Raw genomic sequence first — 24,841 nt, 5'->3', positions numbered from 1 at the left:
ACTTTATAAAGTCGAACCAATTTCCTGAACAGAAAATGGTTCGACTTTTTTTTGTCGGTCGAATCTGGAAAATTTCTAAGGCAACTTTGCTTCAAATTAATCGAACAAGTTAAAAATAGAAATTATGAAAACAGCAAACCTCCTTATCTTTTTATTATTGCCATTCTTTTGTTTAGCACAATCAACATTTAAATTGAAAGGAAAAATAGCAAGTGAAATAACCACATTAGAATGGGCAGATATCTCAATCTTAAATTCAGAAGGTAAAATTGTCGACGGAACGACAACGAAACAAGACGGAACTTTTGAAATCAATCTTAAAAAAGGTTCTTATAAAATAGGGGTTAATCTTTTAGGATTTGAAGAATATGAAAAAGAAATTTCAATAGAAAATGATACCGACATAGGAATCATAATGATGAAACAAAATGCAACGAAATTAGTAGAAGTTGTTGTTAAGTCAAAAAAGAAAACGATCGAACAAAAAACAGATCGTTTGGTTTATAATCTTGAAAATAATCTTACAACGGTTGGCGGAGATGCCTTGAGCGCCATTAATACAGCGCCGGGTGTTGTAGTAAAAAATGATGCGATTACTATTTTAGGAAAAGGTACTTCCCGCGTTATGATTGACGGAAGAATTATTGAATTGGCTGGCGAAGAATTGAATAACTTTTTAAAATCAATAGCAGCAAGTGATATTAAAAGTATTGAAATTATAAGTAATCCACCGGCGAAATACGAAGCGGAAGGAACTGGCGGACTGATCAATATCATTATGAAAAAAGGGGTTCGTGATTCCTGGAAAAATAGCACCACAGCTTCTTACGATCAGAATAAATATGGAATTTTTACTTTGAGAGATAATTTCTTTTATAATAAAAACAAGTTTCGTTTTTCTGCCAGCGTTAATGCAAAAACGGGTTATTTGAATGTTACAGATGATTTAAAAATGTATTTTCCTGATGGACTTTCTCACATGAATAGCGTAACCAAAGTAAAAACCGAAAATCTTTCCGGAAAAATAGCATTGGATTATGATTTTTCTGAACGTACGACAGTTGGTCTTCAATTTTTGAATGACAGAAATAACCCTGATTTCAAATCAGATATTTCGATTAATAATTACAATACTCAAAATCAATTGGATAATATTACGCTTAATAAAAGTAATACTGATAAAGGATCTGGCAATCAAACGTATAATGTGCATTTGATTACCAAACTAGATTCTTTGAAACGAAAATTATCTGTTGATGTAGACTATTTTAATTACAACTCTAAATTCGACAGAAATTTTATTGCTAATAATTACACTCCAGATATGATATTTGTAGATGTGAATCAGGCAGGGAGAAATATTTCGAATCAGGATATTGATAATTGGAGTTTTAAGGCTGATATAGAACATCCTTTTCATGCCATCAATTTGTATTACGGTGCAAAAATGAGTTTTACAAACAGCATTAGTGATGTTCTTTATTACAATACAATTTCAGGAACTCCGGAATTAGATCCGAACCAATCTAACCGATTTAAATACACAGAAAACAATCAGGCGATTTATGTTAACGCAGAAAAGAAATTAAACGAAAAATGGAATCTTCAATTAGGTTTAAGATTAGAAAACACTCAAACAAACGGAGTTTCGGAAACCTTAAATCAAGAAACAAATAATGATTATTTGAAATTATTTCCAACATTTTATGCTTCATACAAGAAAAATGAAAACAACAGTTTCAGTTTAAATTACGGAAAAAGAATAAACAGACCCCGTTTTGATTTACTGAATCCTTTTAGAATTTATATTAACAGTAATAGTTATTCAGAAGGAAATCCATTTTTGAAACCTTCTTTCAGTGATAATTTTGAGTTTGCGCATTCGTATAAAGAAATCCTGAGAACTAGTGTTTTTGTCAATGCTGTTACAAATGGTTACGGCGTTTTATTTACTTCAAACCCGGAAACAAATACACAAATTGTAACACGTGAGAATTATTTTAAAAATTTGAGTTATGGTATCGGAGAGAGTTATTCAGCAGCTTTTGCAGATTGGTGGCAGAGTGAAAATTCGCTGTACTTGTTAGGTGCAAAAACGGAGTTTATAAGAGATATTCAGGCAACTCCGTCAAATAGTATGCAGGTTGATTTTTCTACAAACAATACATTTTCGTTGGGTAAAACAACAAAATTGCAGGTTGATTTTAGTTACAGCACTCCTTTTAAAAGCGGTTTGTATGAAGTAGGATATTCGGCGAGTTTTGATATTGGTTTTAAACAGGATTTGTTTAATAAAACCATGCAGATTGCATTTCTGGCGAATGATATTTTTAATACGTCTTATTTAAAAGATTATACCTCGGTTGTAAATGGTGTGAAACAGTTATATAGCACTAATGAAAGTAATCGATTTGTGCGCTTATCTGTGGTTTATAATTTTGGAAACAAAAAGATAAATGTAAAAGAGCGTGCTTTTGGAAATCAGGATGAGAAAAAGAGAACGGGGAATTAATTGTGAATTATGAATGTTGTCATTATTCAACTGAAATTATAAAGTTCTTTGTTTGCGTGAGGGATAGGAGAAAGCTACCGAAGTAGCACGGATAGCCCGGCCGGATTTGCGAAAGGCGCCAGTAAGAGGTTATTTAAATAGCGCCTTTTGTAAATGAGGTCACTCCCTACTTATACTTATAATAAGAATGCCAAAAGAATTCCGAGAACAATCATGGAAACTTTGGCAACATTAAATTTATGTCCTTCGCTGCTTTCAAAGATAATCGTTGATGAAATGTGGAATAAAATTCCGATTACAATGGCTGTTATTTCAGTGTAATATTCGTTTAGAATTGGTAGATATTCAGATGCGATTGTGCCAAGTGGAGTCATAATGGCGAAAGTCAGCATAAAGGCAAAAATCGCTTTTTTATTCAGATTGGCATTGATAAAAAAAGTCGTTAAAATCACAGCGATCGGCAAATGATGAATGGCAATTCCAACTGCTAAATCTTGGTGATGACTTACTGGAAAACCTTCTAAAAAGGCGTGAATACATAAACTGATAAAAAGCAGCCACGGAATCTGAGACATTACCTCATGACCGTGAACGTGACCGTGTTCGGCCCCTTTTGAAAAAAATTCAAGAATAATCTGGAATAAAATCCCAACCATTATGAACAAACCTATTTTGTGGTCGTGTGATTCGTATACCTCAGGCAAAAGATGCATTACGGTTAACGACAATAAAAACGAACCGCTAAAGGCAAGTAATAATTTTAGATTGGTTTTGTTTTTTGGTTTTAGAAACAAAGCCACAGCATAACCTAAAAGTACTGAAAATAAGGGTAGTATGTAGTTCATTTTTTATGTGATCGTTGATTTGTCTGATCGTTTAATTGTTTGTTCCCTGCTCAATCGATTAAACAACTAAACGATTTACCAATTTATTTAAAAATCATGATTAATCGTTCACTTTCGGTCTTGTGGAATTTTTTGAGTTTGTAATCTCCAAAAATGTCTAACAGAAAAATTCCGGCTTCTGTCATTAATTCTTCAAAATCTTTTAAGGTTAAAGCTTTTACTTTTTCGGTAAAATGATATTGATGACCCTGGTCTTCAAAATCAATTTCTTTAAAAATATGTCCATCTTCCAGATATCTTTTGATTTTAAAATCGATTCCGTTAACGGTTTTTATTTCTTGAGGAACCAAAGTTTCAAGAACCTGAGCCACATTCATAAAATCAATTACGGCAAAACCATATTCAGTCAAGCTTTTTTTTATTGCTTTTAAAGTGGTCAGATTGTCCTCATCGTTTTCGAAATAGCCAAAACTGGTAAACAAATTAAAAATAGCGTCAAATTTTTCTTCAAAAGGTTCACGCATATCGTGCACTTTAAAGTGAAGGGTTTCGTTGCTGTTTTTGCTGGCTTCGGCAATACTGTTTTCAGATAAATCGGCACCCAAAACATTAAAACCAAGTTGGTTTAAGTAAATAGAATGGCGTCCTTTTCCGCAGGCTAAATCCAATACTTTTGCTTTTTCAGGCAAGTTTAAATAATGCGTCAGATTATCCATAAAAATCTGAGCTTCTCTGTAATTTCGGTCTTTATAAAGAATGTGATAATACGGAGTATCAAACCATGAAGTAAACCAGTTTTCGGTATTACGATCCTGATTAGGTGTTGATGAGTTCGGTGCTTCAGACATTTATTCTATTTCAATTAATTCAAAGTCCGGCAAATTTAGTGTATTTTTGCCGAAAAATAACTATTTCGTGGCGATACCTGAATAATCAGATATGTGTATGCGATCGGAGTTTTTTTTAAACAAAAATAAAGATGGAAGAAAATTTTAGAATGATAGCCAAATGTTTTTTTGGTTTCGAAGAAATATTAGAAGCAGAGTTGAAGGCTTTGGGCGCTCAGGATGTCGAAAAAGGTGTAAGAATGGTGAGTTTTAAGGGCGATAAAGGTTTTATGTACAAAGCAAATTTAGCATTGCGAACTGCTCTGAAAGTTTTAAAACCTATTTATTCCTTTAGAGCAAACAACGAACAGGCTTTGTATAAAGGCATTTCGGGTGTAAACTGGTCTAAGCTTTTAAATGCCAACCAGACTTTTGTAATCGATGCAACGGTGCATTCGACTTATTTTAATCATTCAGAATTTGTTTCTCAGAAATGTAAAGATGCAATTGTGGATCAGTTTAGAGAACGAACAGGCCAGCGCCCAAGCATTGATAAAGCTTTTCCGGATTTGCGAATAAATATACATATCGATAAAGATCAGGTTTCGGTTGCTTTGGATACTTCTGGAAATTCATTGCATCAGCGTGGTTACAGAACGGCTACGAATATTGCGCCAATCAATGAAGTTTTGGCAGCAGGTATTTTATTGTTGTCAGGCTGGGAAGGGCAAAGTCACTTTTTGGATCCGATGTGTGGATCCGGAACTTTTTTGGCAGAAGCTGCTATGATTGCTTGTAATATTCCGGCAAATATTAACAGAAAAGAATTTGCTTTTGAAAAATGGAAAGACTGGGACAATGATTTATTTGATCAGATTGTAAACAGTCTGATGAAAAAAACAAAAGAATTTCATTATACAATTAAAGGTTTTGATAAAGCGCCAAGTGCTGTAAATAAAGCTAAAGATAATATCAGAAACGCTAATTTAGAAGATTACATTACGGTATCTGAGGATAACTTTTTTGAGACTGAAAAAGCAGTTGAAGGAAAATTGCATTTGGTTTTTAATCCTCCGTATGATGAGCGTTTAGATATTCATATGGAAGAATTTTATAAAAATATAGGAGATACTTTAAAGAAAAGCTACCCAGGGACCAATGCCTGGTTTATAACTGCAAATCTTGAAGCCTTGAAATTCGTAGGATTAAAACCATCCAGAAAGATCAAGCTTTTCAACGCAAGCCTTGAAGCACGTTTGGTAAAATACGAAATGTACGAAGGAAGTAAGAGAACAAAATTTCAGGTTTCTGAATAGAGTTCTGTGCATCTAAAACACGAGTTAATAATGTTTTAACTTCTTCTCGTATAGTTTATGTGAAATAATAGATTAACAATTAAGGTCTGACGAAAAATAGTCTTGCAACTTAGTATCTCAGATCCTTAGAAACTTTAAAAAAATGACAAAACTACAGGTAAGAGCTTTTTTATATCAATTAGGATGCTTTGCAATTTTATTTATTCTGGGAAGATTTATAATAGCAGAATACTCAGGGTTAACCGGTATGTGGATACCAATGACTGCTTTTATTGTGGCAACTTTAGTAGCTCCGCAATTTAAGGCAGTGAAAACAAAAGATGGTGAAAAGCTTTTTATGAAATGGATTTTCATAAAAGGAGTTAAAGAAATAGGATAGTTAGAAATTAAATTTAAAAAATGAAAAAATACGAATTCACTAATTAAATAATGAACTCGTATTTTTTATTTTTAAAGAAAATTTATTTCTGAGGCGCTTTTTTCTCTGTTTCCGGAATTATTAATTTCTTTTTATAAAGAGGAATAAAATAGGAAACCGTATAATTAAATCCGACTCCAAAACTTCCATCATAGGTTCTGTTGAATCCTGGAATATAAAGATTCTCAAAGTTATCAGACTCTTTATTGGCTAAAAGCATTTTTAACTGAACGCTAAATCCAACGAAGACATTATTAAAAACTTTGGCTTTTAGTCCTAAAACAACTTCTGCCCAGGCCGCAGTTAAACCAGAATATTTTGTTCCATCAGCAATTGGCGGTATTTCTCCCCAATATTGATTGGCATTGTAAATTTTATAACTGTTTAATTGCTGACTAAAAGTACTAAATCCTCCACGCAGGCCTATTGATATAATATTTTCCATGTCCAGCCAGTTGTTATAGGTATTGTAATCAAAACCTCCTTTGATATAAGTTCCGGTTGCTGTTGAATTCAATCGATCATCATCAGTAGTTTTGTCTTCTATACCAAGTTCAGCTGCCAGGTAATATTTTTTTGTAAGGCGAAAATCACCCACAAATTCTACTCCTTTATAATCTTTATCATAAAGACCACGGGTTAGTTTGTATAAATCAACACCTACACGCAAGCCGTAGCGATCTGTTTTGGGAGGAATACTGTCGTTTATAACATTCTGAACAGTATTGTTTGCTACAGATTTTGGTTTTTCCTGAACAATTTCTTTTGCTTCTTTTGTAGTAGTTGTTTCCTGGGCTTGAACTAAAAACATTGAAAACAATAAACAAATACTAGAAAAATATTTTGACATGTGTTTCATTTTCGAATTCGACATTAGTATTAAATGGATCGACATTACTTATCCAATAGTTATTTGCATCTTCATCCCCTGCGCGTTGAATTGAAATTAAAGTGTAAATGGTTTTAAAACCACAGGCTCTGGATACATAAACATTTTTTCGTGAATAATTAAACGTCAACATATCAGTGTTGCTTAGACCAGGATTTGTAGTGCTAAAATTAGATATAAAACTATAGGTCACAGAGTCTTTTGTAGGGTCTAATGGAATTAAAACCTGATTTGCACTAGTGGTATATTTTATTTCATCAGTAGTAGCGGTTTCATTAAAAACAATTCCATTTTCTACATTGTCTCCCTGAATTTTCAAACGTGTAACATTTTTTTCAACTGCTGGTCGGTCAGCATAGAAAAAAGAAATCAACATTCTGGGTGTTGTGGGGGTATTCGCATCGCAAATATCGTCTTTTTCACAACTTGAAAGACCAAAAGTGAACACCAATAAAAGTGCAATTATTTTTTTCATTAACTATTTTATTATCGAAGTTCTAAAAGTACAACATTTTCTACGTGATGGGTTTGTGGAAACATATCAACAGGTCTAACTCGTGTTACTTTGTATTTTTCATCCATCAAAGCTAAATCTCTTGCCTGTGTTGCTGAGTTACAGCTTACATAAACTACTTTTTCAGGGGCGATTTTCATTATTTGTTCAATAACATCCTTGTGCATTCCATCCCTTGGAGGATCTGTAATGATAACATCCGGTTTTCCGTGCTGAGCTATAAAAGCTTCGTTAAAAACAACTTTCATGTCTCCAACAAAAAACTCGCAATTCGTAATATTATTGCGTTCTGCATTTGCTTTAGCATCTAAAATAGCTTCAGGAACACTTTCTACACCAATTACTTTTTTAGCTTTTTTCGAAACAAATTGTGCAATTGTTCCGGTTCCGGTATATAAATCATAAACGGTTTCGCTACCTGAAAGTCCTGCAAAATCCCTTGTTATTTTGTATAATTCGTATGCCTGATCCGAGTTGGTCTGATAAAATGATTTAGCGTTAATGCTAAACTTCAATCCTTCCATTTCTTCCAAAATATAATCTCTTCCTTTATATAGTTTTATATTTTGATCGTAAATCGTGTCGTTTGGTTTTGAATTGACCACATATTGCAATGATGTAATTTGTGGGAATTTCTCGTAAAGATGATCTAAAATCAATTCACGATTGGCTTTGTCATTTTCGAAAAACTGAATCAAAACCATAATTTCACCTGTCGAAGCAGTACGAATCATGAAAGTTCTCAATAAACCTGAATGTTCTCTGGGATTAAAGAAAGCTAAATTATTTGCATTGGCAAAATCCCTGATTTCATTTCGAATAGCGTTTGAAGGATCTTCCTGTAAATGGCATTTGGTGATATCCAGGATTTTGTCCCACATTTTTGGAATGTGAAAACCTAATGCATTTCGGTTGCCTAAATCTTCAGTACTTTCAATTTCTTTTTCGGTTAGCCAACGACTGTTCGAAAAAGAGAATTCCATTTTATTTCTATAAAAAAACTGTTTCTCAGAGCCTAAAATGTCTTCAAATTCAGGTAATTCAATTTTACCAATTCTTTGCAGATGATTTTTTACTTCATTTTGCTTGTAATACAGCTGCTGGCTATATTTCATATTTTGCCACTTACAACCACCGCAAACTCCAAAATGCTCGCAAATTGGATCTATACGATACTCAGAAAGCTCATGAAATTTCACTGCTTTTCCTTCATAATAAGCTTTACGTTTTTTAAAAGTCTGTACATCTACAACATCGCCAGGAACGACATTTGGTATAAAGATTACTTTTCCGTCAGGCGCTTTGGCTACTGATACTCCTTTTGCTCCGGCATCAAGGACTTGTATTTGATGAAAGACAACTTTGTCTGTATTTTTTCTTCCCATAGCGCAAAAATAAGGGTTTGTAAACTTTTATAAATTTAAATTTTAAAATATTTTATCAAATTCTGTATTTTGCGTGGTTTAATTGGCTTTAAAAACTAACTTTGCTCTATTAAAATGCTTCTATAAGCTCATTTATAATTTAAGTTATTGTTTTTTATTATGAAATTGTATCATAATCTTTCTAGAATTAATTTTTTAAAAAAAAGTTATGCATTCAAGTTTTTATTTGTTGCTTTCATTGGTATCCATATACCATTAATCGGAATTTTATTTTTTGTTTTATACTTTGATCATTCTATTTCACCCACATCTGTATTATTTTTTTCTTTAATTATGACTTTGTTGGCAACTGCAATTACACTTTTGGTTCTAAATCAATTGATAAAGCCAATTTTTTTAGCCTCAAAAGCATTAGATGATTATAGGAATGAAAGAAAATTATCTGTTTTACCCACACAATATAATGATGAAGCTGGTTTATTAATGAGTAACATTCAGGAATCTATTTTTGAATCTGAAACTTTTATTAATGAAAAGCAGGATTTAATCTATATGCTTTCGCACGATTTGAAAAACTTTGCCGGAAATCCTCAAGGTTTGGCAAAACTTATTTTAGATGAAAATCCATCCGAGTCGATTAAGGATTTGGCTAATTTGATTTGTGAATCAACAAATTTACAATTTAGATACATTGAAAATTTTATCAAATTATTGAATGAACAGGATCAGGTCGTTAAAATAAATCAGAAAGCCAGAATAATTTTCTTTCCGAATATATTGAATTTTATAAATGGGCAAGTAGAGCAACGGCTTATTGATAAAAATATTAACCTTATTGTAAGTATAGAAACTGAAGAGGCAAAGCTGAAAGTTGATGAAGGATTATTAATTCAGGTTTTAGTAAACCTAATTAGTAATGCGGTTAAATTCTCTTATTTTGACAGCGAAATTAAACTTAGAATTTTTACTGAAAATGATAATTTGATAATAACAGTTTCTGATAAAGGAATTGGCTTCAATCAACATCAGATAGATGAATTATTTAAGAAATTCACTAAACTGGGCCGATTAGGAACAGCTAATGAATCATCAACAGGAATTGGGTTGTATCTTTGCAAAAAAATTATTGAAAGAAGTAAAGGCAAATTGACTGCTTCCAGTGAAGGCAAGAATAAAGGCGCCGAATTTAAAATAGTTTTTGAAAATTACTAAACTATTTCCTTTTGATTAATTCATAATTGATAATTGTGAAACAGTAGAAACACAAATCCGCAGAAATTTTCCCAAAAATAATTCCCAAAAAATAATTCCCGCAAAGTAGAGGCATCCAGTACATACAAAAAGGACGTACAATAAAAAAATCTAAAAAGGCAGGATAGCCAAACTCTAAAATTAAGTTTTTTAAAAGTTTAAGGATTTCCGAAGGCGAAGTTTTTTTATCTAAAAGGTTATTCTGTTTTTCTAATTTTTTATAGGAAGAAAACAAAATAACACTGTAAAAAGCCAGATATTCTGCAAACGTAATCAAATAAGCTGTTGTTAAACCGCTGTAAATTTTGCTTAAAAGCGAAGTGGTAAGTGCGGCACTTGTACTTGCTAATTCGGCATATTTATACCGATCGAACCATTCTTTGAATTTTGATTTTGTGAGCATTATTCAAAGTTTCTTTGAAATTAAATTCTAAGATACTAAAAGTTATTTTTGAAATAAAACATTTGGATCTTTTAGTATCCTGGAATTTTGAAACTTTTAATTAGTATAAATTTGATTTGAATAACTTAATTTGGGTTTGCCATCAATGCATTCAACACCTGTTGGTTTTACAGTAATACTGCAATCAGATCCAATACCCCATTTTTTATTGTAAGTGTTTTGAGCTTCTGTATATTTTTTTACTTTGGCAAAAAAGGTATTAATATTCGTCTTTTTAGAATACAGAATGTAAGCGCCATCACCACCACAAGGCTTAGATCCAATTGAGGCTATAAACCATTCCTTAGGATTGGTACAGGGTTCAGAATTAGATAAAGAAAGCGTAATGATTTCGTTATACATTTTTTCTAAATTTTTAGTTTCTTCTTCCTGAGAACTTTCATCGCTGCTGCAAGAAGATAAAAGCAAACAAAAAACAAATACAATAAAACTTAATTTTTTCATGGTTAGTGATTTATATGGCGTTTTTTTACTGTAGATGGCGTTTTTTTAAATGGTTGCGTAAAAGTTTAATAACTCAGAATCTAAAAAATAAATTACCAAAGATGATGCACAGCAGGTTTTATATATTCGGTGTAAATTAAATTCATAGCTTCTATCTTCTCAGGAGTTAATTTCGGTAAATCATAAACTGATAAATTAGACAGTACATGACTTGTTTTAGAAGCTCCCGGAATAATACAGCTAATATCTTCAAAACTTAAAATCCATTGCAAAGCATAGGGCGCTAAATTTGTAGCTTCCGGAAATAATGCTTTTAATTCCTGTACAGCTTTTAATCCTAAGTTATAATCAATACCAGAGAATGTTTCACCTTTATCAAAAGCATCTCCGTTACGATTAAAATTACGGTGATCTTGTGGTTCAAAAGTTGTTTTTTCATCAAATAGACCGGTTAAAAGACCACTTGCCAAAGGAACTCTCGCAATGATACCAATATCTTTTTTTCTGGCTTCACAGAAAAATAATTGGGACGGACGCTGACGAAATAAGTTAAAAATAACCTGAACTGTCGTAACATTCGAATATTCTATGGCTTTTAGAGCTTCTTCTACTTTTTCGACACTTACACCAAGGTTTAAAATTTTCCCTTGCTCTTTCAAACGATCAAACATTTCAAAAATTTCGGGGCGATAAAAGACTTCAGTAGGAGGACAGTGTAACTGAATCAAATCAAGAGTTTCTAATCCCATTCTTTTTAAGCTGTCTTCAACAAATTTCTGAAGCACTTTAGGCTGATATCCTTCACTTACATGTGGATTAATATGACGTCCGCATTTTGTCGCTACATAAATGCGCTCAGATCTTGACCGAACGACTCTTCCAACAGCAGTTTCACTTAAACCGTTTTCATAAACATCGGCCGTGTCAATAAAATTAACACCATTGTCAATTGCGGTATTTAAAAGTTCGTCAGCCGTTTTGTTGTCAAAAGCAGATCCCCATTTTCCTCCAACCTGCCAGGTGCCAAGTGAGATTTCAGATATAGTAAAGTTTGTTTTTCCTAATTTGCGATAGTTCATTTTTTTTGAGTTTAAAAGGTTCATAGCAATAAAGCTTCAAAGGTTTCTAAAAGGTGTAAAGGTTTTTTAGGTTAGTTAATAAAACTTTGTGCCTATGGGCCTTTGCAACTTTGAACCTTGTTTTTAGTCAAATAAATCAGAAGAGAGATAACGATCGCCGCGATCACAGATAATGGCAACAATAACTCCTGATTCTAATTTTTCGGCTATTTTCAATGCAACAGCAACAGAACCTCCGCTGCTCATTCCGGCAAAAACACCTTCTTCAAGTGCTAATCTTTTGGTCATAATGCGAGCTTCCTCCTCACTTACATCCACAACGGTATCTACTTTTGAGGCATCAAAAATTTTCGGTAAATATTCCTGAGGCCATTTACGGATTCCCGGAATCTGAGATCCGTCGCTAGGCTGTGCCCCAACAATTTGAATATTTGTATTTTTCTCTTTCAAGTACGTCGATGTGCCGATAATTGTTCCGGTTGTTCCCATTGCCGAAACGAAATGTGTAACGGTTCCTTCGGTATCTTCCCAAATTTCAGGACCGGTAGTTTTATAGTGTGCTTTCCAGTTGTCATCATTTGCAAACTGGTTTAGCATGATGTAGCCGCCTTGGGCAACTTTTTTATCAGCATAGTCACGAGAACCAATAATTCCTTCACTGGCTGGTGTTAAGATAACTGTAGCACCATAAGCACGCATGGTTTGAGTACGTTCTTTTGTAGAATCTTCAGGTAAAACCAATTCTATTTCTATTTGAAATAATTGTGCAATCATCGCCAGGGCAATTCCGGTATTTCCGCTTGTTGCTTCAATTAATTTGTCTCCTTTTTTAATTTCGCCTCTTTCCAAAGCAGATGCTATCATATTGTAGGCTGCCCTGTCTTTTACGCTTCCTCCAGGATTATTTCCTTCGAGTTTCAATAAAAGTTTTACGTTTTTATTTTTAACCAGATTGACAGTTTCCATTAATGGAGTGTTTCCAATTAGGTTTAGTAATTTTTGTGGTTTCATTCTATTTTTTTTCTTTTATTTTAACTTCGGTTGTAGTAGTATTCAGGACGATAGAATCTGCCGGAATTGATTTGGTTACCCAGGCGTTTCCTCCTACAACACTGTTTTTTCCAATAATAGTTTCGCCTCCTAAGATGGTAGCATTTGCATAAATACAGACGTTTTTCTCAACAGTTGGATGACGTTTGGCGTTTTTCATGTCTTTGCTGACACTGAGTGCGCCTAAAGTAACTCCCTGATAGATTTTTACATTTTTTTCGATTACGGTTGTTTCTCCAATAACAATTCCTGTTGCGTGGTCGATGAAAAAGGGAGAAGCAATATCGGCTCCTGCATGAATGTCGGTTCCGGTAATTCGATGGGCATATTCGCTCATCAATCTTGAAAAAAGTAATAAGTCAAGTTTGTATAATTCGTGGCTTAACCTGTAAATTGCAATTGCATAAAAGCCAGGATATCCTAAATACACTTCATCGATACTGTTTGATGCAGGATCATTTTCTAAAATATATTCGGCATCCTGATTCAGTTTTTCTAAAACATTAGGTAATTTTTCCAGGAAGCGTTCCCACATAGATCCGCATAATTTTTCTGGTTTTTTGCAGGCTAAAACAGCAATCTCTTTAAAACAAAATTCGAGTTCATCAATACTCTGATCTAAGGCTGCATTGGAATCAAAAAGGGTATAAAAAAGCTTTTCGGTAAAATCTTCGGTTTTAGTTTTGATTCCGTAATTTATGTTTGAATGGCTTTTTAAAGCTTTGATGTTTTGTATGATAAAATCTTTTGACACAATTGTAAAATTGAATGGATAATTTGAAACGTTAAAAGTAAGGTGTTTTTTGTAAATATAGGCACCAATTCACTAAAGAAATTTTCAATTGAGAATTCTATTTGTGATAAATAAAAGATTTTTTGAAGACAATAATTTATATGATTGTTAAGAAGTTAAATGCGTAAATTAGCCAGTAAAATATATTCGAAATGAAAAATAATTCCACTTTTAAGAGCGCTATTTCTAATCTGTCTTTTCCCGCAAACGAGAAAGTTTCAGGAAAATCAATACATGATCCTATTTTAGGACTTATTATCAAAGATCATCCTTCGTTTTGCGACAGTGATTTTATTTCTTTCAAGGAATTAAATACCTACCGACAGAAATATATAACCAATTACTTATCGACTGAAATTGGAGCGCTTTCAGATCTTGAAAAAAGTGTTATTTCATCTTTAAGAGAAGATAAATCAATTGTGAGTATCATTGAAGATGAAGAAGAAACCAGAAGCTTTGGTCAAAAAATAGCAGATAGGGTGGCAGATTTTGGAGGAAGCTGGACGTTTATAATTTCGTTTTTGCTTTTTATTGTTGTTTGGATTGGAGCGAATGTTTATATTTTAATCAACAAAGGGTTTGATCCTTATCCGTTTATTTTGTTGAATTTGATTTTATCATGTATTGCAGCTTTACAGGCTCCGGTAATTATGATGAGCCAAAATCGTCAGGAGGAAAAAGACCGTACCCGTGCCAAAAAAGATTACATGATTAATTTAAAGTCTGAGTTGGAAATTAGAATGATTCATGATAAAATTGATCATTTGATTATGCATCAGCAACAGGAATTAATTGAGATTCAAAAAGTACAAATCGAGATGATGAATGATATTTTAAACCAGATTAAAAAATAAGTGAAGATTAAAAAATCAAATATAAAAATGTTTATAGTAATACCCGGCAACCATAAAAAAGCCATTTATAATTCCGGAAATCCAAAGTAATGTATTGTGATTTTTTGTTTTGTTTAAAAAATGAAAACTTACAATTCCTAAAAAAATAAGAGTTGTGTAGATTGCCGGATACATTTTAAAAGCAGCTGAAAAATCACCCTGAAAAAGTAAGAATAAAGCACGTTGAAACCCACAGCCAAAACACTCAATTCCGAAGAGTGTTTTGCTAAAACAGGGCAGCATATATTTTTCTAAGTCCAACGTTTTTGGTTTTTACAATTTTACAAAAATAGCAGATAAGTTTTAAATAGGTAAGAACTTCTATTTTAAAGTTTCTTACTTTTGAAAACTTATATTAAAAATATGAAAACTTTTAAAATTTTAATAATGGTTCTTGCGATTTCTGTTGCGCTATATGAACAGGTTTCCGATGATAAAAATATTTACATAACTGTAATTGCAATTGCAGTTTTTATGTTTGGCATGATGCAGTTAAGCGCGAAAACACCAAGTAAAAATCAACAAAAAGAGGAAGAGGATGTTGACTAAAGGAGATAAGGTTTCTGTTCTGGACGAAGCCATTAACGGAACAGTAGTTTCCGTTAAAGATAATGAAGTTTTAATTGAATCTGAAGACGGTTTTATGATGACATTTTTTGTCAATGAATTAATCAAAGTTCTTGATTCCAGTAACTTACTTAATTCTATTAAAAGAATTGATTTAGATTCTGTTGCAAAACAAAAAGAAGAGCCAAAACCACGAAGTTTCGTGAAAGAAAAGAAAGATAAACGGGAAATTTCGGCTCCGGAATTTGATTTGCATATCGAAAAATTAGTACCTAATAAACGTGGGATGTCTAATTATGATATCTTAACCCTGCAGACTGAAACAGCAAAAAGGCACATTGAATTTGCAATTAGAAACCGTATTCCGAAGATTGTTTTTATTCACGGAGTTGGTGAAGGAATTCTAAAAGCCGAACTTGATTTTTTATTAGGTCGTTATGACGGAATAGATTTTCAGGATGCCAATTACCAAAAATACGGACTTGGTGCAACCGAAGTTTATTTTAGGCAAAACAATAAATAAAATTTTGAAAAACTAAATAAGCTTTTATAAGCACATAAAAAAACATCCGTTTCTATTCCTAATTGTCTTTCGAAATTAGTTCCGGAAACGGATGTTTTTTTGTAAGAATAAAATAAAATATATTCTTTTTATGTGGTCATGAATAGTTGTTATTGTGTAATAATTTCGCCGAAAACAAAAGTAGTTGCCAATTTAAATTTAAGACCTCCGCTGTTGATAAGCTCTACGCTCTTTAGTGTAATAACATGCTTGTAATTGGTGTTGTCTAATTTTGTAGTTACAACTTCAATTACCCCATCAATTACGGCTTTCCAGGTTTCATCAATTTCTGGCGTTGTAGGTCTTGGCGTTTTACAAAAATAATTAGCAGTTATACTGGCTGTTTTATAAGTATTGAAAACAATTTTGTTTTGAGTGGCTGTTATAGTACTTTTTCTAGGTTCTGTAGTTTCAGTATTCTGGATCAAAAGCGGATCTAAATCATCAATAATCATAGACGTATTTGCGCTATAATTATAGAGTTGTGTTTGGTTGCACTGTGCGGCATTAGTAGCTGTAAAAGATACAACCGGAGAGGTGTAGGTTGATGTTTTCAGGACGCCAAAATAAAAATCCGGTTGTACTTGTGTTCCTCCGGTTATTAAGTAGCTAACATTGCTCATATTTATCGAATGATTGAAGCCGTTAATTTTTGTGCTTCCGTCTGCTGCTGGCTCTGATTCATTTGGAGTTGTTTTGATCGTTATTTTTCCACCGATAGCTTTCGCTTCGTTTATAACATTTGGCGAAGTTGGTCTTATAGCATCACAAATATTAGAACTACTAATTATACCGTCAAAAGTTCTGTAAACAAGTTGGGGAAGTCCTGTTTCATTGATGCTAATTTCTTTTTCTCCTGCTACATCATCAAACGTACCTTCTTCTAATTGTAATATCAGAGCTTCTTGTGGTTTTAACTTATAAATTAGTTCATTGGTTTCAGTATCACAGCTTTTAGGGTCTATTCCTTCAAAATCAATAATTTCAGGGACTAAATCTCCGTCATCGCAACCGTTAAGCATAATAGCAAATAACAATAGGCAAGCATATTTTTTCATCGTAATTTTATTTGCGTCAAAAATAGTGAAATTTCGCAAATGATATTTAAGAATTCACAATTGATATTTCATAACTTTGCCTTAATGAAAAAAGTATACCTCGATAACGCTTCTACAACTGCCATAAGACCTGAAGTTATTCAGGAAATGACCAAAATTATGATGGATGATTTTGGGAATCCGTCTTCTACTCATAGCTTTGGAAGAAATGCAAAAACTATTATTGAACTTTCTAGAAAGAATATAGCTAAACATTTAAATTGTTCGGCTCAGGAAATAATTTTCACTTCAGGTGGTACCGAAGCAAATAACTGGATTCTCCGTTCAGCTGTAGAAGATCTGAAAGTGGAGAGAATTATTACTTCTAAAATGGAGCATCATGCCGTTTTATATTCGGTTTTGGCATTACAGTCAGATTATAATATTCAGTTAGATTATGTAAATATAAATGACGACGGAAGTATCGATTTAACACATTTGTCTAATTTATTAGCTCAAGAAAAAAAGACGATAGTAAGTTTGATGCATGTAAATAATGAAACCGGAACTATTTTAGATCTGGAAAGAGTTAGTGTTATTTGTAAACAATATAATGCTCTTTTTCATTCGGACACTGTACAATCTGTTGGAAAAACAGAAATTGATCTGCAAAAAACTACCCTCGATTTTATTGTAGCCAGTGCTCATAAATTTCACGGACCAAAAGGAGTCGGTTTTGCTTTTGTCCGAAAAAATTCAGGTTTACAGCCTTTGTTTTTTGGAGGAGAACAGGAAAAAGGGCTGCGTGCCGGAACCGAAGCTGTTCATCAAATTGCCGGGATGGCAAAAGCTTTAAGTATTTCATATCAAAATTTGGATAATGATAGAGCATATATTTCTGATTTGAAAAAGTATTTGATACATCAGCTTGAAATTCATTTTCCGGATTTCAGAATCGTTGGTAAAAAAGAGGATTTTTATAATATAATCAATATTATTTTACCTTTTTCATCAGATAAAACTTCTATGTTATTGTTTAGTCTTGATATGAAAGGAATTGCCGTTTCAAGAGGAAGTGCCTGTCAGTCTGGAAGTATCAAGCCATCACATGTTTTAAAAGAAATACTTTCAGAGATCGATTTAAAATTACCTAATCTTCGAATTTCATTCAGTCATTACAATACAAAAGATGATATTGATTTGTTGATAGCCAGTTTGAAAACAATTTAAGAGTTTAAAGTCATAAAGAGAAAAAGACTCAGATTTTTTAACTCAAAATGAATTGACAATTTATAATTAACAATTATTTACGTATTACTTTTACCTGTGAATCATTTGTTAATTTGATAATTGTCGAAGGTTTTCCGGCAACTTTATCATGATATAAACTCACAACATAATCGACCCCTTTGATAATTTCGGGATTAATGTCTTTAAATGCAATTGGTGTTGGCTGTCCAGAAATATTAGCAGAAGTAGAAACCAATGGTTTTTTCATTCTCTCTAATAATTTAAAGCAAAATGGTTCTTTTACCAGACGAATTCCAAGTGAATTGTCTGCAGCAATGATATTTGAAGCTACATTACGGGGTTCGTCTAAAATTAAAGTTGTTGGTTTTTCAGATAAATCAAGAATCTGCCAGGCTACTTCAGGAATGTTTTTAAAAACATTGTACATCATTTTTTCGCCATTCATCAAGACAATCATGCTTTGTGTTTCTGCACGTTGTTTGAGTTTGTATATTTTGGCAATTGCTTCAGGGTTTGTAGCGTCACAGCCAATTCCCCAAACCGTATCGGTTGGATAAAGAATAATACCGCCTTCTTTAATTATTTCGAATGCTTTATGTGCTTCTTCGTTAATATTTTCCATTTTTATTAAAATACAATAACAAATTTATATTGGCAAAGTAACGAAAAATATTTTTGAGAATCTCATAGATGTAGGGGCTTGTACTTGTACTAATATAATATAGTAATAAAGATGATTGATTTATTGCTAAATAAATTTTGGTTTTCAAAACATTATTTGTGGGAAGTTGATTCATAGCTGCTTTTCTGGTTTTAAAACTATTTTAATTTTATCTTCGCACAAAAAATATTTATCTCAAAAAATAATTAGGTTAGTCTCTAATTCAAAATAATTCAATGAAAAATTTTAAACGTTTTTTAAAGTATTTAATACCTCATAAGAGAAATTTAGTAATCAGTATCATCTTCAATGTTTTATATGCACTTTTTTCAGCTATTTCGATGCTGTCGCTTTTTCCATTAATGAAGGTTTTGTTTTCAGACGGTGAAAGAGTACATGTTAAACCAATATATGAAGGAATTAAAAGTATCGATAAACGTTATTTAGAAGATTCTTTAAATTATTTTATTACACATAATACAGAAACAAATGGCGCCTTGAATACATTGGTATGGATGGTCGTATTCGTTTTGACAACTTTTTTATTGAAAAACCTTTTTAACTTCATTTCTATTGTTTATATGACCTATTTGAATAATGGAATTTTGAAAGATTTAAGAAATGATGTATATCAAAAAGTAATTAGCCTTCCTGTTTCTTTCTTTTCGAATGAAAGAAAAGGAGATTTAATTTCAAGAATGACTTCTGATATTAATACAATAAAAAGTGCCTTTTTAAGTATTTTAATGATGGTAAGTGAACCATTAACTATTGTATTTACTTTAGTATCCATGGTTTTTATAAGTTGGAAATTGACCATTTTTGTATTTCTGTTCCTCCCTGTTTCAGGAATTTTAATTTCCAGAATGAGTAAATCCATCAAAAGTCAATCAGGTGATATTTTTTCTCTAGAAGGACATTTATTATCCGATATTGAAGAGACTTTAGGAGGGATAAAAGTAATCAAGAACTTTACTTCAGAGAATTTTTTTATAAGACGTTATTTAAAATCTACAGAATTTATTAATGATTTAAATAATAAAATTGGGGTTCGAATGAGTTTGGCGGGTCCTATGAGTGAGTTTTTAGGGATTTTTGTAATCTCTATTTTGTTAGTTTATGGCGGGTCTTTAGTGTTGATTGATGGTTCTATGAGTGGTAGTGCTTTTATTGCTTACATGGGATTAGCTTATCAAATATTGACGCCTGCTAAAGCAATAACCAAGGCAAATCAGGCTTTAATGGGAGGAAATGCAGCTTATGAGAGAGTTGCTTTTATTTTAGACGCAACTAATCCGTTAAAAGATAATCTTGATGCTATAAGCATTACTGAATTTAAAAATGAGATTAAGTTTACCAATGTTTCGTTTAAATACGATTCGGAATATGTTTTAAGAAATTTTAATCTAACAGTGCCAAAAGGCAAGAGAGTAGCATTAGTAGGGGAATCTGGAAGTGGAAAATCGACTTTAGCAAACCTTGTTACCAGACTTTATGATGTTACTGAAGGGAGTATAACTTTTGACGGTATAAATATCAAGGAGGTAACTACAGACTCGCTAAGAAAACAAATGGGAATTGTTGCCCAGGATTCTATATTGTTTAATGATTCTATTGCAAACAATATTTCTTTAAGTATAGATAATCCCAATATGGATGCCATTATAAGTGCTGCAAAAGTGGCTAATGCGCATAATTTTATTTCAGAATTTCCGGAACAATATAATAGTCCGGTAGGAGATGGTGGAGGAATGCTGTCAGGTGGACAAAGACAGCGTGTTGCTATTGCCAGGGCTGTCATGAAAAACCCACCAATCATGATTTTAGATGAAGCGACATCAGCATTGGATACTGAATCAGAAAAATTAGTACAAGTTGGATTAGAAAATATGATGGAGAACAGAACTTCGATCGTTATTGCACACCGCTTATCAACCATCCAAAATGCCGATTTGATTGTAGTAATGAGCAAAGGTAGAATTGTGGAACAAGGAACTCATGAGGAGTTATTAAGCATGAGAGGAAATTATGCGAACTTGGTGAGTTTACAGTCGTTAGAGGTAAATTAGAGTTTTAATATTTGAAAATAAAAAATGAATAAGTTAGATTTAGGTGTTAATGTTGTAGGTTATATTGATGGAGAATTTGGTTTAGGAGAAGCAGTACGATTGAATCTCAAAGCAATGGAAACAGTAGGCTTGCCTTATGCTAAAATTGATTATTTGAAATTTAAAAAAGGAACTATTAATCAAGACTCTTTTAAATATAGTATCAATTTAATTCAATTATCACTTAATGATATTTCTGATTTTTTTGCAGGAATTGAAACTAGTTCCTTCTTAAATAGATATAATATTTTGTTTCTTGTTTGGGAATCAGAATATGTACCCGATGAGATACAAAAAATGCTACACTTATTTCATGAAATATGGACTCCATCAACGTATTGTCGTGATATTTTCAGACAACATTTCCTTGGGCCAATTATGACAGTTCCACATCCTGTAGAAGTTGATTTATATCCTTTAGCAAAAAAAGATTCTCTGGAAATATATGATAGTCAAAAATACAGTTTCTTGTTTATCTTTAATTTTGGAAGTTCAATAAAAAGGAAAAATACCTTGTTTTTAATTCAATCATTTATTGAAGCTTTTCCAGTTGAAAAAGATGTTGAATTAATTATTAAATGTTCCAATGTAAAAAACAATCCTAAAGATTATGCTTTAGTAATCAATGAAATTCGAGGCAGGTCTAATATTAAGATTGTCGATATTGATTTAGAAAAAAACAATTTAAATCATCTTATAAATCAATGTGATTGTTATGTTTCATTGCATCATTCAGAAGGATTCGGATTGACTCTTGCAGAAGCAATGTGCTTAGGAAAGCCTACAATAGCAACAAATTATTCAGGAAATTTAGAATTTATGAATGAGAGAAATAGTTTTCTTGTTGACTATGTAATTAATTCGATTGAAAATCCTGATGCTAATTTTTGTGACAATACCATTTGGGCTGATCCTTTGTTACATGATAGCGTTGAAAAAATGAGATTGGCTTATACGGATAGAAATTTAGCAACCGAAAAAGGCAAAAAGGCACAAATAGATACTCAAAACAAATTATCTTATAAAAGTATTGGAGATAAAATTCTTAATAGAGCTGAATCTATTAAACGAAATTTTAAAAATACTAATGAAAGTAAAATGATTTTGATAACTTATAAAAGTAGAATAACAGAATTAGAAGCTGAATTAAGAAAAATTAAAAAAAGTAAGTTGATTAGCTGTGTTTTAATTTGTAAGCAAGCATTAAGAAAAATCAAATCAAAATATAGAAAATAGGAATTCAAAAAAGATTAGTGATTGATTTTTGAATCTAAAATAGTTTTCAATTTTATAATAATATTCTTTTCATATTTCTTGATATCATTTTTTAGTCTTATGTTTTCAGTGATTAAGCTGTTATTTTTAATTGGAAGATTATTTTCTCTTTCATTTATAAAAAAACTGATTTTATCTAATCTTGAACACATCAAAGCACCAATATTTTTTTTGCTGAATGAATTTTCTATAGTTTTTTTTGCATTTAGTTTTAGATCTTCAAGATTATTATAATTATCATAAATAAATTTTAAATTTTGTTTTGAGTTTTCGATATCTGGTTCAGCATATTCATAACCCTGTTTTATAAAACCAGAATCTTTGTCTTTTGTTATTAACTGATAATGAACTAAGAAACTATTTTGATTATTCATGAATTCTAAGTTTCCAGAATAACCTGTTCCTATAACTATTTTATTTCTCAACATAGCTTCAGCAAGAGTTAATCCAAAACCTTCAGCTCGATGTAACGAAACATATGAATGACAAGAATCTATGAGTTGTGTGAGTTCTTTTTTTGTGTAATTTTCATTAATAAGGATAATAGAATCGCTATTTTTTGTTTTTTCTATAAGCTTTTTATATAGTCTCTTGTTTTTTTCTAAGTTGACAGTTTTTAATATTAGTACAACATTAGTGTTTTTAGAAAAAGTATCTAAAAAGCATTCGATAAGACCATCTGTGTTTTTTCTTTCTGGTGTGCTTAATGAATCAAATATGGATAAAAAAATAAATTTATCTTGTAATTCAATTTTAGTTACGCTTTCTTCTGTCTCAACTGCTTCAATTAAATGAGGGATTTTTATAACAGGTTTAAAAGAGTAAGAAGCAAAAATATTTTGACAGAAACTACTAGGAACCCATATTTCATCAAAAAGAGAAAGTAAGCTAATAAACTCTTCTGGAAGTTTATTAAACTCCCAAGCCCAATAAGCAATGTTATAAATATTGGATGATGTAGGTATATTATTATTTAAAAGAAAATGGGGGATATCATTAATATTAATATGAAAGATATTAATTGTATTGTCATTTACTCCAATTTCATTTAGTAAAATACTTTCTTCTTTAATGAATTGATGTTTATCTTCAGTATAATTAATTTGATTTAGAGTATAGGAACTATCTTTTAAAGCTGCAAAATTTGCTCTTGCGGCTTCTGAAATCCCTGAAGTTTTTGAAAAGTTCGCATGGTAATTAACAATGGTCTTTTTCATGGTTTAAATCTCTTTTAATACGGATTTTAATTTTTCTTTGGAGAAAGGATAAAGGCTCTCAGTTGAGTTGTCTGATAGTTTAGACCAAATTTCTTTATCGTTGTAAAGTGTAATAATTTGTTTTGAAAATTCATCTGCAGTTTCAGAAATGTAAGCATTCTTTTTATTTTCTAAAAACATTCCTTCAGCACCAATTGGTGTTGTAACTACAGGTAAAAAGTATTCGAAAGATTGACCTATTTTTCCTTTTACTCCTGCGCCATAACGTAAAGGTGCAACCATCAATTTAGAGGTAATAAAATAGGATTCGATGTTTTCTACAAATCCCAATAAATTGAAATTAGGATGTGAGATTGAATGAATCTTACTCTTTACATTTCCTATTACATTAACCTTAATATTAGGTAATTTAAGCCAAACCTTTGGCATGATTTCATGATATAAGTAATGAATTGCATCAATATTAGGTTCGTGTGAGGAGCCAATAAATAAAATATCATTTCTATTTTCAAATGGAGCAATTTTATTTCCGTCTATTTTGCAATAATGTATATTTGAAATTAACAAAATTTGACTTTCATTTAAGTACTGAGACATTATCTTCTTTTCCACTTCTGAAATTGCAATAATAACATCTGCTTTTTTTGCCAATTGAGTCTCAATTTTAAAATATTCATAATATTTCTTTCTTAAAGAAATTCGATAAGGTTCAATTTCAATCGCTCTTTTATATCTTAAGAAATGAATATCAACCATGTCAAATATTGATTTTGACTTTGGAAAGCATTGAGAAAGTTTAGAGAAATATTTATTAAAGTTTTTTGGACCATTGTACCAGATGTAGTCGATGTGATGTATCGATTTTAAAAAGGCAATGTAATTTTTATACAAATTAGTTTCAAAAAAAACAATGATTCCTAGATTATTATAGAATGTAACATATTTATCAATTTCAAGAATATTTTCAACACAAATAATACAATTAAAACCTAATTCCTTATAAGAAACAATAATTTCCTTAAGTCTGTTTGAACCTGAATCTTCATCATGTTTCGGTAAGGAATTACTTATAAAAATAATTGTTTTTTGACTGAAATCGAATTTGTCGAGTTCAGGAAAGCAAGTAATATTTTGTTTTTTTAAGATCTTTTTTTTCTTAAAATGTATTTTTATGGACTTTATTATTTTCATGGTTTTCTGTAATCGTTTGATTGTTAATTTGTAATGAAAATAATTATTAGATATAGTTCTTTGTTCTTTTAAATTAAGATGTTTTAATTGTAAAAAGGTTGCTTATAAATTTCAATAAAATTAAATAATAATTAATGAGATTAAAGTATACTAAGTGGTTTTTAACGATTTTAATTATATATAATTGTGCTTAAATATTTTTTATTTCACATAATATTTATGATTAAATTGATTGTAAGTTTAATTAGAATAATCAAATTTTATTGTTTATAAAATTATCTTTGTGATGTTGT

The 24,841-nt window shown here is 31.4% G+C and carries 25 protein-coding genes; 10 read left to right on the top strand and 15 right to left on the bottom strand.

The window, feature by feature from the left end:
* Positions 1–124 precede the first annotated feature (124 nt).
* Positions 125–2,512 carry a TonB-dependent receptor domain-containing protein gene (locus ACEN2I_RS09815; protein WP_441765926.1) on the top strand — a complete coding sequence of 796 codons (2,388 nt, stop codon included), beginning with the start codon at positions 125–127 and terminating at the stop codon, positions 2,510–2,512.
* A gap of 176 nt (positions 2,513–2,688) precedes the next feature.
* On the opposite strand, the gene ACEN2I_RS09810 is transcribed toward ACEN2I_RS09815, so the two are convergent.
* The gene (locus ACEN2I_RS09810; RefSeq protein WP_441765925.1) at positions 2,689–3,357 is read right to left on the bottom strand and encodes a ZIP family metal transporter; all 669 of its coding nucleotides are present in this window, start codon (positions 3,355–3,357) and stop codon (positions 2,689–2,691) included.
* Between the two features lie 83 nt (positions 3,358–3,440).
* A complete protein-coding gene (locus tag ACEN2I_RS09805) occupies positions 3,441–4,205 on the bottom strand; it encodes a class I SAM-dependent methyltransferase (protein ID WP_441765924.1) in 765 nt (254 codons plus the stop codon).
* Positions 4,206–4,336: 131 nt separating this feature from the next.
* Between ACEN2I_RS09805 and ACEN2I_RS09800 the strand changes: the two genes are divergently transcribed.
* Positions 4,337–5,500: a THUMP domain-containing class I SAM-dependent RNA methyltransferase gene (locus ACEN2I_RS09800; RefSeq protein WP_441765923.1), complete on the top strand. Its 1,164-nt coding sequence runs from the start codon at positions 4,337–4,339 to the stop codon at positions 5,498–5,500.
* 142 nt (positions 5,501–5,642) lie between these two features.
* Complete coding sequence (locus ACEN2I_RS09795) at positions 5,643–5,879, top strand: hypothetical protein (protein WP_441765922.1); 237 nt, start codon at positions 5,643–5,645, stop codon at positions 5,877–5,879.
* Positions 5,880–5,961: 82 nt separating this feature from the next.
* Here the strand turns inward: ACEN2I_RS09795 and ACEN2I_RS09790 are convergent, their stop codons facing one another.
* From ACEN2I_RS09790 to rlmD, 3 genes are read right to left on the bottom strand one after another with little or no spacing between them, the layout of a single operon-like run.
* On the bottom strand, positions 5,962–6,777 hold the full coding sequence (locus ACEN2I_RS09790; RefSeq protein WP_441765921.1) for a DUF6048 family protein: 816 nt from the start codon (positions 6,775–6,777) through the stop codon (positions 5,962–5,964).
* Positions 6,749–7,282, bottom strand: coding sequence for a DUF6452 family protein (locus ACEN2I_RS09785; protein WP_441765920.1), 534 nt, complete (start codon positions 7,280–7,282; stop codon positions 6,749–6,751). The genes ACEN2I_RS09790 and ACEN2I_RS09785 overlap by 29 nt, the downstream gene beginning before the upstream one ends.
* Positions 7,283–7,293: 11 nt before the next feature.
* Complete coding sequence (gene rlmD / locus ACEN2I_RS09780) at positions 7,294–8,706, bottom strand: 23S rRNA (uracil(1939)-C(5))-methyltransferase RlmD (RefSeq protein WP_441765919.1); 1,413 nt, start codon at positions 8,704–8,706, stop codon at positions 7,294–7,296.
* Between the two features lie 333 nt (positions 8,707–9,039).
* On the opposite strand from rlmD, the gene ACEN2I_RS09775 reads away from it, so the two are divergent.
* Positions 9,040–9,918: a sensor histidine kinase gene (locus ACEN2I_RS09775; RefSeq protein WP_441765918.1), complete on the top strand. Its 879-nt coding sequence runs from the start codon at positions 9,040–9,042 to the stop codon at positions 9,916–9,918.
* Between the two features lies 1 nt (position 9,919).
* On the opposite strand, the gene ACEN2I_RS09770 is transcribed toward ACEN2I_RS09775, so the two are convergent.
* From ACEN2I_RS09770 to epsC, 5 genes are all read right to left on the bottom strand, one after another.
* Positions 9,920–10,360, bottom strand: coding sequence for a hypothetical protein (locus ACEN2I_RS09770; protein ID WP_441765917.1), 441 nt, complete (start codon positions 10,358–10,360; stop codon positions 9,920–9,922).
* A 96-nt stretch (positions 10,361–10,456) separates the two neighbouring features.
* Positions 10,457–10,864, bottom strand: a complete 408-nt coding sequence (locus ACEN2I_RS09765; protein ID WP_441765916.1) for a hypothetical protein — start codon at positions 10,862–10,864, stop codon at positions 10,457–10,459.
* A gap of 92 nt (positions 10,865–10,956) precedes the next feature.
* Entirely contained in the window at positions 10,957–11,943 is a 987-nt protein-coding gene (locus ACEN2I_RS09760; RefSeq protein WP_441765915.1) for an aldo/keto reductase, read from the bottom strand.
* 123 nt (positions 11,944–12,066) lie between these two features.
* Positions 12,067–12,954, bottom strand: coding sequence for a cysteine synthase CysM (cysM, locus tag ACEN2I_RS09755; RefSeq protein ID WP_441765914.1), 888 nt, complete (start codon positions 12,952–12,954; stop codon positions 12,067–12,069).
* 1 nt (position 12,955) lies between these two features.
* The gene (gene epsC, locus ACEN2I_RS09750; protein WP_441765913.1) at positions 12,956–13,747 is read right to left on the bottom strand and encodes a serine O-acetyltransferase EpsC; all 792 of its coding nucleotides are present in this window, start codon (positions 13,745–13,747) and stop codon (positions 12,956–12,958) included.
* Positions 13,748–13,938: 191 nt separating this feature from the next.
* Here epsC and ACEN2I_RS09745 point away from each other — a divergent pair, with 191 nt between their 5' ends.
* Positions 13,939–14,640: a DUF1003 domain-containing protein gene (locus ACEN2I_RS09745; protein ID WP_441765912.1), complete on the top strand. Its 702-nt coding sequence runs from the start codon at positions 13,939–13,941 to the stop codon at positions 14,638–14,640.
* Between the two features lie 15 nt (positions 14,641–14,655).
* Here the strand turns inward: ACEN2I_RS09745 and ACEN2I_RS09740 are convergent, their stop codons facing one another.
* Complete coding sequence (locus ACEN2I_RS09740) at positions 14,656–14,940, bottom strand: DUF2752 domain-containing protein (protein ID WP_441765911.1); 285 nt, start codon at positions 14,938–14,940, stop codon at positions 14,656–14,658.
* Positions 14,941–15,042: 102 nt separating this feature from the next.
* Between ACEN2I_RS09740 and ACEN2I_RS09735 the strand changes: the two genes are divergently transcribed.
* Together ACEN2I_RS09735 and ACEN2I_RS09730 are read left to right on the top strand one after the other, a co-directional pair.
* Positions 15,043–15,228, top strand: coding sequence for a hypothetical protein (locus tag ACEN2I_RS09735; protein ID WP_441765910.1), 186 nt, complete (start codon positions 15,043–15,045; stop codon positions 15,226–15,228).
* Positions 15,218–15,769 (top strand): Smr/MutS family protein, encoded by a 552-nt coding sequence (locus tag ACEN2I_RS09730; protein WP_441765909.1) that lies wholly within the window; start codon positions 15,218–15,220, stop codon positions 15,767–15,769. The genes ACEN2I_RS09735 and ACEN2I_RS09730 overlap by 11 nt, the downstream gene beginning before the upstream one ends.
* Positions 15,770–15,918: 149 nt before the next feature.
* Here ACEN2I_RS09730 and ACEN2I_RS09725 read toward each other — a convergent pair whose 3' ends face one another.
* On the bottom strand, positions 15,919–16,866 hold the full coding sequence (locus tag ACEN2I_RS09725) for a hypothetical protein (protein ID WP_441765908.1): 948 nt from the start codon (positions 16,864–16,866) through the stop codon (positions 15,919–15,921).
* Positions 16,867–16,950: 84 nt separating this feature from the next.
* Between ACEN2I_RS09725 and ACEN2I_RS09720 the strand changes: the two genes are divergently transcribed.
* A complete protein-coding gene (locus ACEN2I_RS09720; RefSeq protein ID WP_441765907.1) occupies positions 16,951–18,075 on the top strand; it encodes a cysteine desulfurase family protein in 1,125 nt (374 codons plus the stop codon).
* A 73-nt stretch (positions 18,076–18,148) separates the two neighbouring features.
* Here ACEN2I_RS09720 and ACEN2I_RS09715 read toward each other — a convergent pair whose 3' ends face one another.
* Positions 18,149–18,718, bottom strand: coding sequence for an L-threonylcarbamoyladenylate synthase (locus tag ACEN2I_RS09715; protein ID WP_441765906.1), 570 nt, complete (start codon positions 18,716–18,718; stop codon positions 18,149–18,151).
* A gap of 275 nt (positions 18,719–18,993) precedes the next feature.
* Between ACEN2I_RS09715 and ACEN2I_RS09710 the strand changes: the two genes are divergently transcribed.
* Together ACEN2I_RS09710 and ACEN2I_RS09705 are read left to right on the top strand one after the other, a co-directional pair.
* Positions 18,994–20,826, top strand: a complete 1,833-nt coding sequence (locus tag ACEN2I_RS09710) for an ABC transporter ATP-binding protein (protein ID WP_441765905.1) — start codon at positions 18,994–18,996, stop codon at positions 20,824–20,826.
* A gap of 24 nt (positions 20,827–20,850) precedes the next feature.
* Positions 20,851–22,101, top strand: coding sequence for a glycosyltransferase family 4 protein (locus tag ACEN2I_RS09705; protein ID WP_441765904.1), 1,251 nt, complete (start codon positions 20,851–20,853; stop codon positions 22,099–22,101).
* A 14-nt stretch (positions 22,102–22,115) separates the two neighbouring features.
* On the opposite strand, the gene ACEN2I_RS09700 is transcribed toward ACEN2I_RS09705, so the two are convergent.
* Both ACEN2I_RS09700 and ACEN2I_RS09695 read right to left on the bottom strand, forming a co-directional pair.
* Positions 22,116–23,357 (bottom strand): glycosyltransferase, encoded by a 1,242-nt coding sequence (locus ACEN2I_RS09700; protein ID WP_441765903.1) that lies wholly within the window; start codon positions 23,355–23,357, stop codon positions 22,116–22,118.
* A gap of 3 nt (positions 23,358–23,360) precedes the next feature.
* A complete protein-coding gene (locus ACEN2I_RS09695) occupies positions 23,361–24,548 on the bottom strand; it encodes a glycosyltransferase (protein WP_441765902.1) in 1,188 nt (395 codons plus the stop codon).
* Positions 24,549–24,841 lie beyond the last annotated feature (293 nt).

The organism is Flavobacterium sp. W22_SRS_FK3, assembly GCF_052113665.1.
Taxonomy (GTDB): Bacteria; Bacteroidota; Bacteroidia; order Flavobacteriales; family Flavobacteriaceae; genus Flavobacterium.
Note: the sequence above shows the minus strand (reverse complement) of the source record. Positions and strands in the feature narration are given on the sequence as shown.

Coding starts and splice junctions, on each gene's coding strand:
- ACEN2I_RS09735 (WP_441765910.1), top strand. CDS start 15,043: ATGAAAACTTTTAAAATTTTAATAATGGTTCTTGCGATTTCTGTTGCG.
- ACEN2I_RS09710 (WP_441765905.1), top strand. CDS start 18,994: ATGAAAAATTTTAAACGTTTTTTAAAGTATTTAATACCTCATAAGAGA.
- ACEN2I_RS09730 (WP_441765909.1), top strand. CDS start 15,218: ATGTTGACTAAAGGAGATAAGGTTTCTGTTCTGGACGAAGCCATTAAC.
- ACEN2I_RS09765 (WP_441765916.1), bottom strand. CDS start 10,864: ATGAAAAAATTAAGTTTTATTGTATTTGTTTTTTGTTTGCTTTTATCT.
- ACEN2I_RS09745 (WP_441765912.1), top strand. CDS start 13,939: ATGAAAAATAATTCCACTTTTAAGAGCGCTATTTCTAATCTGTCTTTT.
- ACEN2I_RS09700 (WP_441765903.1), bottom strand. CDS start 23,357: ATGAAAAAGACCATTGTTAATTACCATGCGAACTTTTCAAAAACTTCA.
- ACEN2I_RS09785 (WP_441765920.1), bottom strand. CDS start 7,282: ATGAAAAAAATAATTGCACTTTTATTGGTGTTCACTTTTGGTCTTTCA.
- ACEN2I_RS09705 (WP_441765904.1), top strand. CDS start 20,851: ATGAATAAGTTAGATTTAGGTGTTAATGTTGTAGGTTATATTGATGGA.
- ACEN2I_RS09790 (WP_441765921.1), bottom strand. CDS start 6,777: ATGAAACACATGTCAAAATATTTTTCTAGTATTTGTTTATTGTTTTCA.
- ACEN2I_RS09760 (WP_441765915.1), bottom strand. CDS start 11,943: ATGAACTATCGCAAATTAGGAAAAACAAACTTTACTATATCTGAAATC.
- ACEN2I_RS09810 (WP_441765925.1), bottom strand. CDS start 3,357: ATGAACTACATACTACCCTTATTTTCAGTACTTTTAGGTTATGCTGTG.
- ACEN2I_RS09695 (WP_441765902.1), bottom strand. CDS start 24,548: ATGAAAATAATAAAGTCCATAAAAATACATTTTAAGAAAAAAAAGATC.
- ACEN2I_RS09800 (WP_441765923.1), top strand. CDS start 4,337: ATGGAAGAAAATTTTAGAATGATAGCCAAATGTTTTTTTGGTTTCGAA.
- ACEN2I_RS09770 (WP_441765917.1), bottom strand. CDS start 10,360: ATGCTCACAAAATCAAAATTCAAAGAATGGTTCGATCGGTATAAATAT.
- ACEN2I_RS09775 (WP_441765918.1), top strand. CDS start 9,040: ATGACTTTGTTGGCAACTGCAATTACACTTTTGGTTCTAAATCAATTG.
- ACEN2I_RS09725 (WP_441765908.1), bottom strand. CDS start 16,866: ATGAAAAAATATGCTTGCCTATTGTTATTTGCTATTATGCTTAACGGT.
- ACEN2I_RS09795 (WP_441765922.1), top strand. CDS start 5,643: ATGACAAAACTACAGGTAAGAGCTTTTTTATATCAATTAGGATGCTTT.
- cysM (WP_441765914.1), bottom strand. CDS start 12,954: ATGAAACCACAAAAATTACTAAACCTAATTGGAAACACTCCATTAATG.
- ACEN2I_RS09815 (WP_441765926.1), top strand. CDS start 125: ATGAAAACAGCAAACCTCCTTATCTTTTTATTATTGCCATTCTTTTGT.
- ACEN2I_RS09805 (WP_441765924.1), bottom strand. CDS start 4,205: ATGTCTGAAGCACCGAACTCATCAACACCTAATCAGGATCGTAATACC.
- ACEN2I_RS09720 (WP_441765907.1), top strand. CDS start 16,951: ATGAAAAAAGTATACCTCGATAACGCTTCTACAACTGCCATAAGACCT.
- ACEN2I_RS09715 (WP_441765906.1), bottom strand. CDS start 18,718: ATGGAAAATATTAACGAAGAAGCACATAAAGCATTCGAAATAATTAAA.
- rlmD (WP_441765919.1), bottom strand. CDS start 8,706: ATGGGAAGAAAAAATACAGACAAAGTTGTCTTTCATCAAATACAAGTC.